The 13,176-nt window shown below is 66.9% G+C and carries 12 protein-coding genes; 5 read left to right on the top strand and 7 right to left on the bottom strand.

The window, feature by feature from the left end:
- Positions 1-16 precede the first annotated feature (16 nt).
- Positions 17-1,672 carry a CTP synthase gene (locus tag J7J08_RS02930; RefSeq protein WP_214901313.1) on the bottom strand — a complete coding sequence of 552 codons (1,656 nt, stop codon included), beginning with the start codon at positions 1,670-1,672 and terminating at the stop codon, positions 17-19.
- Positions 1,673-2,038: 366 nt separating this feature from the next.
- The gene (locus J7J08_RS02925; RefSeq protein WP_214901311.1) at positions 2,039-2,281 is read right to left on the bottom strand and encodes a hypothetical protein; all 243 of its coding nucleotides are present in this window, start codon (positions 2,279-2,281) and stop codon (positions 2,039-2,041) included.
- Positions 2,282-2,409: 128 nt separating this feature from the next.
- On the opposite strand from J7J08_RS02925, the gene parE reads away from it, so the two are divergent.
- Positions 2,410-4,299 (top strand): DNA topoisomerase IV subunit B, encoded by a 1,890-nt coding sequence (gene parE / locus J7J08_RS02920; protein ID WP_214901309.1) that lies wholly within the window; start codon positions 2,410-2,412, stop codon positions 4,297-4,299.
- Positions 4,300-4,721: 422 nt separating this feature from the next.
- On the opposite strand, the gene J7J08_RS02915 is transcribed toward parE, so the two are convergent.
- Together J7J08_RS02915 and J7J08_RS02910 are read right to left on the bottom strand one after the other, a co-directional pair.
- Positions 4,722-5,843, bottom strand: a complete 1,122-nt coding sequence (locus J7J08_RS02915; RefSeq protein ID WP_214901308.1) for an inorganic phosphate transporter — start codon at positions 5,841-5,843, stop codon at positions 4,722-4,724.
- Positions 5,844-5,856: 13 nt separating this feature from the next.
- Positions 5,857-6,483 carry a DUF47 family protein gene (locus J7J08_RS02910; protein WP_214901307.1) on the bottom strand — a complete coding sequence of 209 codons (627 nt, stop codon included), beginning with the start codon at positions 6,481-6,483 and terminating at the stop codon, positions 5,857-5,859.
- Between the two features lie 281 nt (positions 6,484-6,764).
- On the opposite strand from J7J08_RS02910, the gene J7J08_RS02905 reads away from it, so the two are divergent.
- Complete coding sequence (locus tag J7J08_RS02905) at positions 6,765-8,078, top strand: hemolysin family protein (RefSeq protein ID WP_214901306.1); 1,314 nt, start codon at positions 6,765-6,767, stop codon at positions 8,076-8,078.
- Positions 8,062-8,721, top strand: coding sequence for an exopolysaccharide biosynthesis protein (locus J7J08_RS02900; RefSeq protein ID WP_214901305.1), 660 nt, complete (start codon positions 8,062-8,064; stop codon positions 8,719-8,721). Before J7J08_RS02905 ends, J7J08_RS02900 begins: the two co-directional genes overlap by 17 nt.
- A gap of 135 nt (positions 8,722-8,856) precedes the next feature.
- Here the strand turns inward: J7J08_RS02900 and J7J08_RS02895 are convergent, their stop codons facing one another.
- The 3 genes from J7J08_RS02895 to J7J08_RS02885 all read right to left on the bottom strand — a co-directional run bounded on the left by J7J08_RS02895 (position 8,857) and on the right by J7J08_RS02885 (position 11,248).
- Positions 8,857-9,852, bottom strand: a complete 996-nt coding sequence (locus tag J7J08_RS02895; RefSeq protein ID WP_214901304.1) for an LLM class flavin-dependent oxidoreductase — start codon at positions 9,850-9,852, stop codon at positions 8,857-8,859.
- Between the two features lie 262 nt (positions 9,853-10,114).
- Complete coding sequence (locus tag J7J08_RS02890; RefSeq protein WP_214901302.1) at positions 10,115-10,861, bottom strand: sulfurtransferase; 747 nt, start codon at positions 10,859-10,861, stop codon at positions 10,115-10,117.
- A 21-nt stretch (positions 10,862-10,882) separates the two neighbouring features.
- Positions 10,883-11,248 (bottom strand): DUF6164 family protein, encoded by a 366-nt coding sequence (locus J7J08_RS02885; RefSeq protein ID WP_214901299.1) that lies wholly within the window; start codon positions 11,246-11,248, stop codon positions 10,883-10,885.
- Positions 11,249-11,311: 63 nt separating this feature from the next.
- On the opposite strand from J7J08_RS02885, the gene J7J08_RS02880 reads away from it, so the two are divergent.
- Together J7J08_RS02880 and J7J08_RS02875 are read left to right on the top strand one after the other, a co-directional pair.
- Positions 11,312-11,752: an FKBP-type peptidyl-prolyl cis-trans isomerase gene (locus tag J7J08_RS02880; RefSeq protein WP_214901297.1), complete on the top strand. Its 441-nt coding sequence runs from the start codon at positions 11,312-11,314 to the stop codon at positions 11,750-11,752.
- 5 nt (positions 11,753-11,757) lie between these two features.
- A complete protein-coding gene (locus tag J7J08_RS02875; protein WP_214901295.1) occupies positions 11,758-13,002 on the top strand; it encodes a TIGR03862 family flavoprotein in 1,245 nt (414 codons plus the stop codon).
- Positions 13,003-13,176: the final 174 nt, after the last annotated feature.

Genomic DNA, 13,176 nt, shown 5'->3' with positions numbered 1-13,176 from the left:
CGTGATTATGGCCGAATCAGTGCCCGTCGGTCATCGGGCGCGCCTTGCGCTCGCGCGCGGCGCGGATGAAGCCGATGAACAGCGGATGGCCATCGCGCGGGGTGGACAGGAATTCCGGGTGCGCCTGGCAGGCCAGGAACCACGGGTGCTGGTCGCGCGGCAGTTCGATCACTTCCACCAGGGTGTCGTCCATCGACTTGCCGGCAACCACCAGGCCGGCGTCTTCCAGCTGGGTGCGGTAGCGGTTGTTGAACTCGTAACGGTGGCGGTGGCGCTCGGACACCACGTCCTTGCCGTACAGCTCACGGGCCAGCGTGCCGGGCTTCAGGCGCTGCTCCTGCAGGCCCAGGCGCATGGTGCCGCCCAGGTCGCTCTTGTCGTCGCGCTTTTCGACATCGCCGGTGGCGGTGCGCCATTCAGTGATGAGGCCGATCACCGGGTTTGGCGACTGGCGGTCGTTCTCGGTACTGTTGGCGCCGTCCAGGCCCACCACGTTGCGGGCGAAGTCGACCACCGCGGCCTGCATGCCGTAACAGATGCCGAAGTACGGCAACTGCTGCTCACGGGCGAACCGCGAGGTGAGCACCTTGCCTTCAAACCCACGGTCACCGAAGCCGCCCGGCACCAGGATGCCGTGGACGTCCTTCAGCGCGGCCATGTCGGTGCCTTCCAGGTCCTGCGCTTCGAGCCACTTCAGGTTGACCTTGGTGCGCTGGCGCAGGCCGCCGTGCTTGAGCGCTTCACCGACCGACTTGTAGGCGTCCTGATGGTCGACGTACTTGCCCACCACGGCGATGGTGACTTCGTCCACCGGGTGCAGCGTGGCGTCCAACGCCGCTTCCCACTCGTGCAGGTCGGCCGGGCCGGCCTTGTCGCCGAGCTTGAGCTGGTTGATGACGATTTCATCCAGGCCCTGCTCATGCAGGCCCATCGGGATGCGGTACAACACGTCGACGTCAGGCACGCTGATCACCGCGCGCTCGGAGACGTTGGTGAACTGGGCGATCTTGCGGCGTTCGGATTCGGGCACCGGCTGCTCGGAGCGGCACAGCAGCACGTCCGGCTGGATGCCGATCGAGCGCAGTTCCTTGACCGAGTGCTGGGTCGGCTTGGTCTTGAGCTCACCGGCGGCGGCGATGTACGGCACCAGCGTCAGGTGCATGAACAGCGCCTTTTCCGGGCCACGCTCGGTGCGAACCTGGCGGATGGCTTCCAGGAACGGCAGCGATTCGATGTCGCCCACGGTGCCGCCGATTTCCACCAGCGCCACGTCGAAGCCTTCGGTGGCCTCGTCCATGCAGCGGCGGATCTCGTCGGTGATGTGCGGAATGACCTGCACGGTGGCGCCCAGGTAGTCGCCGCGACGCTCCTTGCGGATCACGTTCTCGTAGATGCGGCCGGTGGTGACCGAGTTCTTGCGGCTCAGGCGGGTGCGCACGAAGCGCTCGTAGTGGCCCAGGTCCAGGTCGGTCTCGGCGCCGTCGTCGGTGACGTACACCTCGCCGTGCTGGAACGGGCTCATGGTTCCCGGGTCGACGTTGATGTACGGGTCGAGCTTCATCATCGTGACCTTCAGGCCACGGGCTTCGAGGATGGACGCCAGCGAGGCGGCGGCGATGCCTTTGCCAAGCGAGGAAACCACGCCACCGGTTACGAAGATCAAGGGAGTCATGGCTGGGGGTGTCCTGTCAGGAAGGGGGAAACGGCGCCGGCGCGCAGGGCGGCGGACGACGTAAAGGGGAAATCGGGGGGGATCCGGGCGGCGGCGGGATGTTCACGCACCAGGGCCTGGATCGAGGGAGAGGCGGGGTGGCAGCCGGTCGGCGAGGTCGGGGTGGCCGTGCCGGTCGCCGATGGGACCGTCACCTCCTGCCTGACCTGCTGGCGGTCGCGCACGACCAGACCAGTCCATTCGCTGATGGATGACAACGCACTGCTCCCGGAAAGCCATAGTTTACAGATTGAGGGCGTCCAGCCCAAGGGGCACGAACGAAGACGCCCCGGCAAGCCGGGGCGTCAGGGAGGCCGAAACGCGGGTTCAGCGCTTCTTCTTGGCCTCTTCTTCCTCTTCCTTCTGCGGCGCCTGCTGCCCCTTGGCCTTCATTTCGGCGTTGGCGGCCGCGCGGCGCTTGGCCTTGGCGTCGGCCTCGGACTGGGCCTTGGCCTCTGCCTGCTCGCCCTGCTGCGCGGTGGACTGGCCCTGTCCGGCGTTCTGCGCCATGGCCAGCGGCACGGCCACGACGGCGGCGGCAATGGCAACGATGGTCAGCAACTTCTTCATGGGGTCTCCTCGCATATGGCTGGATCACAGTCTATCGCGGGCTGGTCGGCCGGCCCCTGAACGTGTGGCGTGCAAAAAAACCGGCCAGACCGCAAACTTCGCCGTCGCTTTGCGCTTTCTGAAGACAGATGAACACCCGCTATAACGCCGCCGATATTGAAGTCCTGTCCGGCCTTGACCCGGTCAAGCGCCGCCCGGGCATGTATACCGACACCGCGCGCCCGAACCACCTGGCGCAGGAAGTGATCGACAACGCCGTGGACGAAGCGCTGGCCGGGCACGCCCGGACGGTCGAGGTCACCCTGTACAAGGACGGCAGCTGCGAGGTCAGCGATGACGGTCGCGGCATGCCGGTGGACATCCACCCGGAGGAGAAGATCCCCGGCGTGGAGCTGATCCTGACCCGGCTGCATGCCGGCGGCAAGTTCAACAACAAGAACTACACCTTCTCCGGCGGCCTGCATGGCGTGGGCGTGAGCGTGGTCAACGCGCTGTCGACGCTGGTGGAGGTGCACATCAAGCGCGACGGCAGCGAACACCGCATCACCTTCCGCAACGGCGACCGCGCCACCCCGCTGGAAGTGGTCGGCAGCGTCGGCAAAAAGAACACGGGTACGCGGGTGCGCTTCTGGGCCGACCCGAAGTACTTCGATACGCCCAAGTACAACCTGCGTGCGCTGCGCCACCTGCTGCGCGCCAAGGCAGTGCTGTGCCCGGGCCTGACGGTGAAGCTGCGCGACGAGGCCACCGACGAGCAGGACACCTGGTACTTCGAGGATGGCCTGAGCGATTACCTGAAGGCCGAGCTGGGCGAGCGCGAGATGCTGCCGGCCGAGCTGTTCGTGGGCCAGCTCAAGAAGGACACCGAGGTGGTGGACTGGGCGGTGGCCTGGCTGCCGGAGGGCGAGCTGGTCCAGGAAAGCTACGTCAACCTGATTCCGACCGCCCAGCACGGCACCCACGCCAACGGCCTGCGCACTGGCCTGACCGAGGCGCTGCGCGAGTTCTGCGACTTCCGCAACCTGCTGCCACGTGGCGTGAAGCTGGCTCCGGAAGACGTCTGGGACCGGGTTTCGTTCGTGCTGTCGCTGAAGATGACCGACCCGCAGTTCAGCGGGCAGACCAAGGAGCGGTTGTCGTCGCGCCAGGCCGCGGGCTTCGTCGAGGGCGCGGCACATGACGCCTTCAGCCTGCTTCTCAACCAGAACGTGGTGCTGGGCGAACAGATTGCCCAGCTGGCGATCGAGCGCGCCAGTGCGCGCCTGAAGACCGAAAAGCTGGTGGTGCGCAAGAAGGTCACCCAAGGCCCTGCCCTGCCGGGCAAGCTGGCCGACTGCATCAGCCAGGACCTGTCGCGGACCGAGCTGTTCCTGGTCGAGGGCGACTCGGCCGGCGGCAGTGCGAAGCAGGCCCGCGACAAGGATTTCCAGGCGATCATGCCGCTGCGCGGCAAGATCCTGAACACCTGGGAAGTGTCGTCGGGCAGCGTGCTGGCGTCGGAAGAAGTGCACAACCTGGCAATCGCGATCGGCTGCGACCCGGGCAAGGACGACATCAGCGGGCTGCGATACGGCAAGGTGGTGATCCTGGCCGACGCGGACTCCGACGGCCTGCACATCGCCACGCTGCTGACGGCGCTGTTCCTGAAGCATTTCCCGGCGCTGGTCGATGCCGGCCACGTGTTCGTGGCGATGCCGCCGCTGTTCCGCGTGGACGTGGGCAAGCAGGTGTTCTACGCACTGGATGAGGAAGAAAAGCGTTCGCTGCTGGACAAGATCGAGCGCGAGAAGATCAAGGGCCAGGTCAACGTGACCCGTTTCAAGGGCCTGGGCGAAATGAACCCGCTGCAGCTGCGCGAGTCCACCATCCACCCGGACACGCGCCGGCTGGTGCAGCTGACCGTCGACGACGGTGAGCAGACCAGCGCGCTGATGGACATGCTGCTGGCCAAGAAGCGCGCCGGCGACCGCAAGCAGTGGCTGGAGAACAAGGGCGACCTGGCCTCCCTCGAGGTGTAGCGCCGGGCCCTGCCCGGCAATTGCACGCGATCCGGTAGTGCCGGGCCTTGCCCGGCAGCTTCAAGCATCTGGGCGAACAGCCGGTGGCCATCGCATGGTCTGAGCTGGGCCGGCGACGGCGGTAGGGTTGGTCCCCAGACAACCGCCGTGAACGCATCAACGTTCAATAGCGCATCGAATCAAACGAAATCACATGACGGCCAACGGCTGCCCCCCCGCGTTTCCCATGGCAACGACACACTGTCAAAAGGTGGGTCGGGGCGTCCCGCCTAAGCCAAGCGTGTTCGCAGACCACGGCTGTTCGCCTGGATGCATGAAGCAGCCGGGCAGAGCCCGGCTCTACGGGATCGCTTGCAATCCAGGCGGCCGAACAACAAAAAACCCGGCCAAAGCCGGGTTTTTCGCATTTCAATCAATATCCATCAGGTCCAGCCGAACAGCTCGAACAGCTTGAGGATCAGGTAGGCGCAGCCGCCGGCGGCCGGGATGGTGAGGATCCAGGCCCAGACGATGCGCTCGATCACGCCCAGGCGCAGCGAACGCGGGTTCTTGGCGTAACCCACGCCCATGATCGCGGTGGAAATGCTGTGCGTGGTGGACACCGGCATGCCGAAATGCGCGGCCAGGGTCAGGATCGTGGCCGAGCTGGTTTCCGCCGCGAAGCCGTGGATCGGGTGCAGCTTGACCATCTTGTGACCCAGCGTCTTGATGATCTTCCAGCCGCCCGAGGCGGTGCCGGCTGCCATCACCACCGCGCAGGTCAGCACGATCCACATTGCGATGCCGTCACCGGCCTGCGCGTCCGGGTGCATGAAGGCCAGCCAGGACGGCAGGTCGTTCAACGCACCGGTCGCCTCGGCGCCGATCAGGGTCATGGCGATGATGCCCATGGTCTTCTGCGCGTCGTTGTGGCCGTGCGCGAAGCCCATGTAGGCCGCCGACACGATCTGCGCCTTGCCAAAGAACGCATTGACGATGCGCGGGCGGGCCAGGCGGCCCAGCCAGCCACCGACCTTGGCCATGCCCGCGATGATCGCCCACAGCAGCAGCATCACCACGATGCCGAGCAGGAAGCCGGCGATCGGCGAGGTGATCATCGGCAGGAACACCTTCCACAGCAGGCCCTTGTTCTGCGCCCAGGTGCCGATGCGTTCGGACCAGATCAGCGCGTCCCAGTTGTTGTGGGCCGCAGCCAGGCCGGCGCCGCACAGGCCACCGATCAGCGCATGCGAGGACGACGACGGCAGGCCCTTCCACCAGGTGATCAGGTTCCAGATGATGCCGCCCAGCAGCGCGCACAGGATCACCTGCGGGGTCACGTCGATCACGTTGGTGTTGAGCAGGCCCGAGGCGATGGTGAGTGCCACTGCGGTACCGGTGAGCGCCCCGATGAGGTTCATGAAGGCGGCGAGCATCACCGCCCAGCCGGGCGAGAGGACTTTGGTCGCCACCACGGTGGCAATGGAGTTGGCGGTGTCGTGGAAGCCGTTGATGAACTCGAAGACGAGCGCGGCCAGGATCACCACCAGAACGAGGGTCAGCATGCTGTGGCGTCCGTCAGCTGTTCTTCAGCACGATCTGGTACGCCACCACGCCGGCCTCGCGGCAACGGTCGATGGCCTTTTCCAGGATCTCGAAGAATTCCTTGAGCAGGAACATCTGCAGGTTGTCCAGGCGACCGGAATAGATATCGCGGTACAACTCCAGCATCAGCCGGTCCGCTTCGTTTTCCAGCGAGCGCAGCCGCTCGTTGAGCGCGGTCATCCGGTCCAGGTTCATGTGGCGCAGGTCGCTGACCATTTCCACCACCACCGTGGCGGCCTGTTCGAGCATCGCCGCGCGCGGCGCGAAGTCGATGTGCTCCAGGTGCTGGGTGGCCAGCGAGTAGCGGTCGGCGAACTTCTCGACCTGCTTGGGAATCTTGTACAGCGCCGAACCCAGCGCTTCGATGTCTTCGCGCTCGATCGGGGTCATGAAGCTGTCCACCAGCGCCTGGCTGATCTTGTCCGAGGCGGCGCGTTCGCGCAGGCGGGCCAGCTTGAAGGCATCCAGCGCCGGCTGCCGGTCGGCGTCGCGCAGCATCGCATGCAGCGCCTTGGCGCTGTCGTGGGCGGCCTGGGCAGCCTCGTCCAGCAGGGTGTAGAACTGTTTGCCGGAGCCGAAAATGGTCTGCAGAGAGAACATTGAGAAACCTATTCGCCGTCGAGGAAGGACGGCACCGGGCGGAATTATGACGGTTTGATGTCCAATCCGGGTACTCCTGTCGTCTTCACGCCACCAAGGGGCCTCCTGAACGACCCTGTTTGCATCCCTCCCCCTGGCTTTTGTTAAGATGCGCGGGCACCTTCGGGTGCACTCTATGGACGACGACCCTTATCCCCCGCCGCGCCCGCCAGGCTTGACCTGGCCCGGTAGCCGCCCGCGCTTGAACACGCCTTCCCTGCCACCAACCGGGGACGACGCCCGTGTTTGAACTGATCCTGCTTGTTTTCGCCCTGATCCTGCTCAACGGCTTCTTCGCCATGTCCGAGATGTCGGTCATGACCTCGCGCAAGAGCCGCCTGAAGCAGATGGCCGGCACCTCCAAGCGCGCCGCCAAGGCCCTTGAGCTGTCCGAGAAGCCCGAAAGCTTCCTGTCCACCGTACAGATCGGCATCACCGTGATCGGCGTGCTGACCGGCCTGCTGGGCGGCGACGCCATCGGCGAGGCCATTGCCACCTGGATCAAGAGCCTGACGCCCGGCTTCGGCCACGCCGAGCTGGTCGGCAAGGGCCTGGCTGTCACCCTGATCACCTTCGTCACGCTTATTTTCGGCGAACTGGTCCCCAAGCGCCTGGCCCTGACCCGCCCGGAAGACATCGCCGGGCTGGTTGCCCTGCCGATGAGCTGGCTGGCCAAGCTGGCCTTCCCGTTCGTCTGGCTGCTGTCCAAGACCACCCGCCTGGTCCTGCGCCTGCTCGGCCTGGGCAACGACGAGGCGGCGACGGTAAGCGAAGAAGAGATCCGCATGCTGGTGGCCGAGAGCCACGAGGCCGGCGTGATCGATGCGCACGAGCGGGACATGATGAACCGGGTGATGCGCCTGGGCGACCGCACCGCCGACAGCCTGATGACCCCGCGCAACCGGATCGCCTGGCTGGATACCGAGGCCGACCCGGAGAAGAACCTGGCGGCCATGCGCGAGCATGAGTTCTCGCGCTACCCGGTGTACCGCGACAATGACCAGGACATCGTCGGCGTGCTCGAGGTCAAGAGCCTGGTCACCCGCCTGGTGCGCGATGAGCACTCGCTGTTCCAGCAGCTGCGCGAGCCGCTGTACGTCTCCGAATCCACCCATGCGATGAAGCTGCTGGAGATCTTCCGCGAAGAACAGCAGTCGATGGCGCTGGTGGTGGACGAGTACGGCGAAATCCAGGGCCTGGTGACCATCAGCGACCTGATGGGCGCGGTGGTCGGCCGCATGCAGTCGGTGGAGAACGTGGACGAGGATGCGCTTGTGGTGACCCGCGAAGACGGTTCGCTGCTGGTGGATGGTTCGCTCTCGATCGAAGACCTGCGCGAACTGATGGGCAATGCCCAGCTGCCCGATGCCGAGGACGGCGATTACTACACGCTGGCTGGCATGTGCATCCATTACTTCGGCCGCATCCCGCATGCCGGGGAGTACTTCGACTGGGCCGGCTGGCGCATCGAAATCGTCGACCTGGACGGCGCGCGCGTGGACAAGCTGCTGCTGCGCGCGCTGGCCGAAGAGGAGACTGATGAACTCACCGGCTGATCGGCCCCCGGCGCCGGACCAGAGCCGGCCGGAGTATCAGAACGAAGGCATCCGCACGCTGCTGGCGATGTTCGACCATGGCGACCCGGAAGAACGCCTGCGCCTGGGCCAGATCCTGCAGGGCCTGCAGCAGAGTGCCTTCGGGGCGTTCCTGTTCATCGCGATCCTGCCGTCCTTCATTCCGATCCCGGGCCTGGGCGGTGCCGTCAGCGGTCCACTGGTGATCCTGATCGGCGTGCAGATGCTGTGCGGGCTGCGGCGCCCCTGGCTGCCGGGCTTCATCGCCAACCGCGGGCCGCGACGCGGCACGATGCACAGATTCCTGGTGAAGATCGACGGTGCACTGCGCCGCCTGGATCGCATGCTCAAGCCGCGTCGCCCGTCATTGCTGGCGCCACTGCCGGCGCATGCGTTCACCGGCCTGCTGCTGGTGCTGACCGGCGTACTTCTGTCGCTGCCGATTCCGTTCACCAATTACCTGTTCGGGTTCCAACTGCTGCTGTTTTCGCTGGCATTGCTCGAGCGCGACGGCACGCTGATGCTGATCAACTGGATCGGCGCGATTGCCGCGGTGCTGTTCTTCAGTTTCAGCTCGGGGCAACTGCTGCAGTACCTGGCCGAGCTGTTCCAGCGCTGGTTCTGAAAGAACCAGCGCGGTAGAGCCACGCCCTGCGTGGCTGACGCATTGCCCGGTACCCGCAGCCACGCAGGGCGTGGCTCTACCGCGGGGCAGTGCGTCGTTGCGTCATTGCCCGGGCGCGTGGCGAGGCGTTCGTCATCACGCCGGGTCGGGGATGCCTTGCCACGCCTGCATCGCCAGGCCGAACGAACGCTTTCGCGCGGCGTGGTCGTAGATGTTGGCGGTAAGCAGCAGTTCGTCGGGCTTGTGACGCGCGGCGAAGGCGGCCATGCCTTCAGTGACCTGACGCAGGTCGCCGACCACGGCGCAGGCCAGCGCGTTCTGCACCCCGATCTTCTCGTGCGGCTGCCAGAACGCTTCGATGTCGTCGATCGGCGGCGGAATCAAGCCCGGCAAGCCACGCCGCAGGTTGACGAAACTCTGCTGCTGGGTGGTGAACAGGCGCTTTGCCTCGGCCTCGGATTCGGCGGCCACCACGTTCAGGCCCAACACGGCGTACGGCGCGGCCAGGTACTGCGAGGCACGGAACTCGCGGCGGTACACGGCCAGCGCTTCGTCCATCGCATCGGGCGCAAAGTGCGAGGCAAAGGCGAACGGCAGGCCCATCGCCGCGGCCAGGCGCGCACTGAACAGGCTGGAGCCCAGCAGCCACACCGGCACCGGGATGCCGGCGCCGGGTACCGCGCGCACCGCCTGCCCGGGCTGCGCCGGCTCGAAGTAGTGCAGCAGCTCGCGCACGTCCTGCGGGAACTGGTCGGCGCTGTCGAAGTAGCGGCGCAGCGCGCGCGCGGTGGGCTGGTCGGTGCCCGGCGCGCGGCCGAGGCCGAGGTCGATGCGGTCCGGGTACAGCGAGGCGAGCGTGCCGAACTGTTCGGCCACCTGCAGCGGCGAGTGGTTGGGCAGCATGATGCCGCCGGCACCGACGCGGATGCGCTGGGTGCCACCGGCCACGTGGCCGATCAACACCGCCGTGGCGGCGCTGGCGATGCCGGGCATGTTGTGGTGCTCGGCCAGCCAATAGCGATGGAAACCCCAGCCTTCGGCGTGCTGGGCCAGGTCCAGCATGTTGGCGAAGGCGGCGGTGGTGTTGCTGCCTTCGCAGACCGGGGCGAGGTCGAGGATCGATAGCTGCATGGGGCGTTCCATTCAAGGTTATCCGTCATCGATGGGGGCGTATTCCCCGCAGACCATGGGCGCTGGCAGGATGGTGATTCCTGCACGGACCGCCTGGGCCGGCCAACGGCCGGCGCTACCGCAGGTGTCGCGGCACGAGACGCGGCCGATGCCGCCTGGGCCGGCCAACGGCCGGCGACCGCAGGTGCAGCGGCAAGGGGCGCGGCCGAATGCCGGTAGCGCCGGCCGTTGGCCGGCCCACGCAGATGATCAGCGCCCGCAATCAGTCCGCGACTGCGTCAACCAGCGGCTTCAGCTGTGGATCCAGCGCCACGCGCTCGTCGAAGACGAAGCAGCGGCCGTCGTAGCCTTCGCCACCGACCGCTTCGAAATAGCCCAGGATGCCGCCGTCGAGCTGCAGCACGTTGTCCATGCCGTCGTTGCGCATCCACAACGCGGCCTTTTCGCAGCGGATGCCGCCGGTGCAGAAGCTGACCACGGTACTGTCGCGCAGCGCCTCGCGGTGCGGGGCCAGCGCGTCGGGCAGGTCGGTGAATCGGGTGATCGGCAGCACCAGCGCATCCTGGAAGGTGCCGTATTCGATTTCCTGGGTGTTGCGGGTATCGAGCATCACCACCGGCTTGCCTGCGTCGTCATGGCCCTGGCGCAACCAGCGCTGCACCGTGGCCGGGTCGACCGAGGGCGCGCGCGGGTACGCCAGTGGCTGGCCGTCGTCGATGCGGAAACTGATGATCTCCGGCTTGACCTTGGCCTTGAGCCGGGCGAACGGCTGCATCTGGCTGTAGCTAGTCTTCACCCGCAGCCCGTCGAAGCGCGGGTCGGCGCGCAGGTCAGCGTAAAAGCCGTCGATGCCGGGTTCCGGACCGGCCAGGAACAGGTTGATGCCCTCGCCCGCCACCAGCACGGTGCCGCGCAGTGCGGCAGCCTCGGCGCGCGCCAGCAGCGTCGCGCACAGCGCGTCCGGGTCGGCGATCGGGGTGAAGTGGTAGGCGGCGGTATTGGCGATCATCCGGGTATTTTACCCCGGCGTTCAGCCGCGCAGCAGCACGAACGGCAGCAGCACCAGTGCCGCGGCCACCAGCATGCCGGCCAGCACCGCCACCACGAACAGTGGGCGGCGGCGCAGCAGCGTGCTGAAGGTTTCGGCGGTGCCGTCGGCCAGCGCGGCCTGGCGTTCGGCGCGGACCCGCTCGCCACGCGCCTGCTGGTACTCGGCCATCAGGGCCTTGGCCCGGGGCTGGTCGGCGTCGTCACGGATCCAGATGCCGCCAAAGGAGATCCCCCAGGGGCTGGGCTCGGTGCGGTAGTGGGCAATGCCCACCCGGTCCAGCAGGGCGGTGACATCCTGGATTTCATCGTCCGCGACATTGCGCAGGTTGAGCAGCAGTTTCGACATGCGCCCATGATAGCGCCCGGCGATGCGATACCCTTGCGTCCCCGTTTTCCACCGGTGCTGCCCATGGCTCGTCTGCCGAAGTTCCTGCTCGTTCCCGCGCTGCTGTCGCTGCTGGCCGCCTGCACCCCGCCCGGCCCGCCGCCGGGGGGCAGCATCGCCACCTTCGAGAAAATCGACACCCAGCCCGGCACCGGTGCCGAGGCTACCCCGGGCAGCACCATCGTGGTCCATTACACCGGCTGGGTATATGACGAAAAAGCCGCCGACAAGCACGGCGCCAAGTTCGACAGCTCGGTCGACCGCGGCGAGCCATTCAGCTTTGGACTGGGCCAGCGCCAGGTGATCAAGGGCTGGGACGAAGGCTTTGCCGGCATGAAGGTCGGCGGCAAGCGCACCCTGATGATTCCGGCCGAATACGGCTACGGTGCCTCGGGCGCCGGCCCGATCCCACCGAATGCCTCGCTGGTCTTCGATGTCGAGCTGCTCGACGTCAAGCCGCGCTGAACCGCATGAGCACCCCGGTACGTCCTGCGCGACGCGTGGCGATCATCGGCGGCGGCCCGGCCGGGCTGATGGCGGCCGAGACCGTGCGCGCCGCTGGCCATGTCGTGGACCTGTACGAAGCCAAGGGTTCGCCCGGCCGCAAGTTCCTGATCGCGGGCAAGGGCGGCTTGAACCTTACCCATTCCGATCCGCATGACGTGTTCGTGACCCGTTACCGCGAACGCGCCGCCGAGGTCGGGGCGTGGTTGGCCGATTTCGATGGCGCTGCGCTGCGCGGGTGGGCAGCAGGCTTCGGCGTGGACACCTACGTTGGTACCTCCGGGCGGGTATTTCCGGTCGACCGCAAGGCGGCCCCGCTGCTGCGCGGCTGGGTGCGCCGGCTGAAGGAACAGGGCGTGCGCTTCCACGTGCAGCATCGCTGGACCGGGTGGCAGGACAACGGCACGCTGCGCTTCGACACGCCGGATGGCGTTGCCACGGTACCGGCCGATGCGGTGGTGCTGGCGATGGGCGGCGGCAGCTGGCCTGAGCTCGGCTCGGACGGCGCATGGGTGGCACCACTGGCCGCGCGCGGCATCGACATCGCACCGCTGAAGCCGGCCAACTGCGGCTTCGACATCGACTGGACGCCTTACTTCCGTGACCGCCAGGCCGGCGCACCGCTGAAGCCGGTGGTCGCGCACTGGATCGGGCTCGATGGCCGGGAACACGCGCAGCAGGGTGAGTGTGTCATCACCGCCAACGGCATTGAAGGCAGCCTCATCTACGCGCTGGCCGCAGACCTGCGCGACACCCTGGCGCGCGATGGCCACGTGCGGCTGCAGTTGGACCTGTTGCCCGGCCAGACCGAAGCGCAGTTGCTGGACAAGCTGCACAAGCCACGCCAGGGCCGCAGCTTCGGCGAACACCTGCGCCGCCAACTGGGCCTGGGTGGAGTGAAATCGGCGCTGTTGTTTGAAGTGCTGGGCAAAGACGCCGGCCAGCTGCCGGCTGACACCATCGCCGCTGCGCTGAAGCGGCTGACGCTGTCGCCGCTGCGTCCGCGCCCGATCGACGAGGTGATCAGCACCGCCGGCGGCGTGCGGCTGGAGGCGCTGGATGAGGCGCTGATGCTACGCGAGGTTCCCGGCGTGTTCTGTGCGGGTGAGATGCTCGACTGGGAAGCACCCACCGGCGGCTATCTGTTGACCGCATGCTTTGCCAGCGGGTTAAGGGCCGGGTGCGGGGTGGTCGATTACCTCGCCCGGTGATGCCATGTACCGACCAACGGTCGGTACCTACCCAAGCATGTGATGCGTCTTCGGTAGCGCCCGGCCGTTGGCCGGCCCAAGCGATCCGTGGTCCGGCCAACGGCCGGGGCTACCGCCGCAAATCGCGCTAGCGCAGGTACCGGCCGACCGTGACGCAGCATCGGTAGCGCCGGC

Origin of the sequence: Stenotrophomonas sp. ISL-67 (assembly GCF_018612915.1) — a bacterium.
In the GTDB taxonomy this organism is placed as follows: Bacteria; Pseudomonadota; Gammaproteobacteria; order Xanthomonadales; family Xanthomonadaceae; genus Stenotrophomonas.
This window is presented reverse-complemented; position numbering and strand designations above follow the sequence as displayed.

Excerpts from the sequence above, each read along its gene's own strand:
- J7J08_RS02915 (WP_214901308.1), bottom strand. The coding sequence starts at position 5,843 with ATGCTGACCCTCGTTCTGGTGGTGATCCTGGCCGCGCTCGTCTTCGAG.
- J7J08_RS02895 (WP_214901304.1), bottom strand. The coding sequence starts at position 9,852 with ATGCAGCTATCGATCCTCGACCTCGCCCCGGTCTGCGAAGGCAGCAAC.
- J7J08_RS02910 (WP_214901307.1), bottom strand. The coding sequence starts at position 6,483 with ATGTTCTCTCTGCAGACCATTTTCGGCTCCGGCAAACAGTTCTACACC.
- J7J08_RS02885 (WP_214901299.1), bottom strand. The coding sequence starts at position 11,248 with ATGTCGAAACTGCTGCTCAACCTGCGCAATGTCGCGGACGATGAAATC.
- J7J08_RS02925 (WP_214901311.1), bottom strand. The coding sequence starts at position 2,281 with ATGAAGAAGTTGCTGACCATCGTTGCCATTGCCGCCGCCGTCGTGGCC.
- J7J08_RS02930 (WP_214901313.1), bottom strand. The coding sequence starts at position 1,672 with ATGACTCCCTTGATCTTCGTAACCGGTGGCGTGGTTTCCTCGCTTGGC.
- parE (WP_214901309.1), top strand. The coding sequence starts at position 2,410 with ATGAACACCCGCTATAACGCCGCCGATATTGAAGTCCTGTCCGGCCTT.
- J7J08_RS02890 (WP_214901302.1), bottom strand. The coding sequence starts at position 10,861 with ATGATCGCCAATACCGCCGCCTACCACTTCACCCCGATCGCCGACCCG.
- J7J08_RS02880 (WP_214901297.1), top strand. The coding sequence starts at position 11,312 with ATGGCTCGTCTGCCGAAGTTCCTGCTCGTTCCCGCGCTGCTGTCGCTG.
- J7J08_RS02875 (WP_214901295.1), top strand. The coding sequence starts at position 11,758 with ATGAGCACCCCGGTACGTCCTGCGCGACGCGTGGCGATCATCGGCGGC.
- J7J08_RS02900 (WP_214901305.1), top strand. The coding sequence starts at position 8,062 with ATGAACTCACCGGCTGATCGGCCCCCGGCGCCGGACCAGAGCCGGCCG.